General features: G+C 43.1%; 4 protein-coding genes. All 4 read right to left on the bottom strand.

Annotated elements, in window-relative coordinates; genetic code table 11:
• Positions 1-244 precede the first annotated feature (244 nt).
• The gene (locus AC0UA9_RS17455) at positions 245-559 is read right to left on the bottom strand and encodes a YdeI/OmpD-associated family protein (protein WP_125747370.1); all 315 of its coding nucleotides are present in this window, start codon (positions 557-559) and stop codon (positions 245-247) included.
• Between the two features lie 37 nt (positions 560-596).
• Complete coding sequence (locus AC0UA9_RS17450; RefSeq protein ID WP_240645171.1) at positions 597-779, bottom strand: 3-methyl-2-oxobutanoate hydroxymethyltransferase; 183 nt, start codon at positions 777-779, stop codon at positions 597-599.
• A 117-nt stretch (positions 780-896) separates the two neighbouring features.
• Positions 897-1,385 carry a GNAT family N-acetyltransferase gene (locus AC0UA9_RS17445; protein WP_268816950.1) on the bottom strand — a complete coding sequence of 163 codons (489 nt, stop codon included), beginning with the start codon at positions 1,383-1,385 and terminating at the stop codon, positions 897-899.
• 31 nt (positions 1,386-1,416) lie between these two features.
• Positions 1,417-1,914, bottom strand: coding sequence for a GNAT family N-acetyltransferase (locus AC0UA9_RS17440; RefSeq protein ID WP_475662016.1), 498 nt, complete (start codon positions 1,912-1,914; stop codon positions 1,417-1,419).
• Between the last annotated feature and the right edge of the window lie 579 nt (positions 1,915-2,493).

Below are 2,493 nucleotides of genomic sequence, written 5' to 3'. Positions count from 1 at the left end.
TCCGCACTCTTTTTCAAAGCCCGCCGCGACAACTCGTGGCGACCAGTGTTCAGCAAACTTACTGAATTTTTCGGACAAATTAACTACGTCTGATTGCATTGATACATACCTCCACCTTCTCGATAACGCCTTGTTCATTTGCGCAACGGTTGTAGCGGATTTTTGTGCAATAATGAGCATAGTGAATGCACAAAAAGGAGCGAATACCGCTGAATCAAATGGAGCAATTTGTTATGCATTAGTTTCATTTTGCTACTGGTTTTTTCTTTTTATCTATCAAAACATCCTGTTGCCATTTACTAGGTTTCTTGTCAGTGCGATGTATACACCCTACCCAGCAGCAAGGTCTTTTTTTCCCTTCTAGAAGCTCTTCAGTAGCCCGAGCTATCCGCTTTACTCTAGTTTTCTCTTGTTTGGCGTCTTCAACCCAACAAATAAATTCATTACGGCCAATTGCCGATAAGGCTTCCCAAGTATTAATGAGGCCTTTTTCAGTTAATGCTACGGCCAAATCAACGGGTAATTCATGCACTAGGCCTCCGGAAAGTTTTGGCTTCATATTCAATCACCTAATTTCTGGTTTTGCGGGCCAACGCTTAAAATACATCAAGCGTGCTTTCGATCCCCATTTCGACCATACCAACAGTATCGCCAACAAGCATTATCAGAACACATGCTTCCTCGATACTCCTGGCAACTGGGCAGGTATATGCTGTCAGCATGGAGAGAGTTTTAGCCCATTCATCTCGATAAAAGCTTGCGGTTTCACCTTCATGCATCCCTCCTCCTTCGGCTACGGTAGAAGCTAACGCCATTTTAAGGCGCGACGAAATGCTTTCCAAAATGTAAGCGAAGCGAACCTGATAAGCATTGAGAAATCGTTCACAAACACTTTATTATGTACCGGCGTACGCAAACACATGGTTACGGTGCAACTCCCCCTCCAGATTGAAATTGAGTTCACCAACGATGTTAAAACCTAACTTATCATAAAACCCAATTGCGCCATGATTATTAACCCAAGTGGATAACCAAAAAGGGAGACCATGAGCATTTTCTATTTCTCTTAGGAGTTGACGACCAACACCTTTGCCATGAAAATGTTGTGACACATATAGCGTTACAATTTCGTAGCCTAAAACATCTTCAAACTCTGAATTCAAATCAGCAACAATAAAACCAATAAGGTGCGAATCCTCTTCGAAAACTCTAACATCAATACATTCTCTTTCGAGTAACTTAGCAAAATATTCCTCATTGAAAGTAGACAAAGCATATTTTGATATTTGAGAACGCACACCTTTCACCGCATATGTGTGCAACCAAACTTGAAGTGACAACGCTGCTAGATCTAAACAGTCACGTTTCAATGCTTTCCTAATCATCGACGAACTCCTTTAGGCATATGGCAGCTCACTATGACGCATGCGCGTTATCATCAAGTACTCGTTTCATTAGCTGCGCACTATCACCATAACTTTTACACACTGCTTGTTCTAATGGTGTAAAACCTTGTTTTTTCCAAAATTGCATTGAATTCTGAACAGACACTAGCCGAATTTCTCTGTAGCCTGAGACGATAGCAATATTCACTAAATGCGCCATCATTGTTGAACCAATACCTTTGCCAAACGAATTACTCGATACAGCTAAATCGTGGAGGAATAAAATTGATCCTTCTGTCCCCTTCGGTAACTTGTTGAACAATTTCGGTGGCGTCTTACTGTTCCAAGAATGCGCTAACGCATATCCTGCTAGCCGCTCATCATCTCTATAAATAAAACAACTGCTTGGCGACCTCAGCCACTTATCCTGCAACACCTCTAGGCTCTCTGGTTCAACCAAATGATAAACTCCTGCTTGCAGTTTCAATATCTCAGGCCAAGTTGTTTCCACGATAGATTCTATTGACATACTCTGACCTAACATACGTTGGGTGTAACAGGGCACTCTAGCCCATTAGTCCTGGGATACGCACTTGATGGTTCTGCTCAGACACAGTTTCGAGCTACCACAGACCTTTCGACTAGTGACAAAAAAGCACGCTACCGCCCCGGAACAGCAGGGCTGAATTAAACGCTCCGCTGGCGACCGTCTGGGCTTTTCTTGTTTGATATTACGTTAAGCAAACTATCTATTTTTTACATTACTCAGTTTTCTTCGGCATGGCAAAGTAGAAACGTCGCTTTGTTATGCTTCTATCGTTGTATGTGTTGATCCGTGCCCTTGTCCTTTCGCGAGTGCCTCATTCGCTCGTTCCTCGCGAGATTCGTTACCACGCGCTACAAGTTGCTTTGGTTGATAATAACGGCACGGCTAATATTGACGGCATTAACATCGCGCTACGAAAATTCGATTTTTTTTCGGTAAACGCCCTCTTAGCTTCTCTTCTGCTAGCCAATTGTTGAAAAGCCGATTAGCCTGCTAACTCAACCAGCAAGGGATTGAGATGCAAGAGACAACGTTGCGGCAGCGGGTGGCGGGGGTTTTGAT

The organism is Colwellia sp. F1, from assembly GCF_056238625.1.
Note: the sequence above shows the minus strand (reverse complement) of the source record. Positions and strands in the feature narration are given on the sequence as shown.

Coding starts and splice junctions, on each gene's coding strand:
- AC0UA9_RS17440 (WP_475662016.1), bottom strand. CDS start 1,914: ATGTCAATAGAATCTATCGTGGAAACAACTTGGCCTGAGATATTGAAA.
- AC0UA9_RS17455 (WP_125747370.1), bottom strand. CDS start 559: ATGAAGCCAAAACTTTCCGGAGGCCTAGTGCATGAATTACCCGTTGAT.
- AC0UA9_RS17450 (WP_240645171.1), bottom strand. CDS start 779: ATGCATGAAGGTGAAACCGCAAGCTTTTATCGAGATGAATGGGCTAAA.
- AC0UA9_RS17445 (WP_268816950.1), bottom strand. CDS start 1,385: ATGATTAGGAAAGCATTGAAACGTGACTGTTTAGATCTAGCAGCGTTG.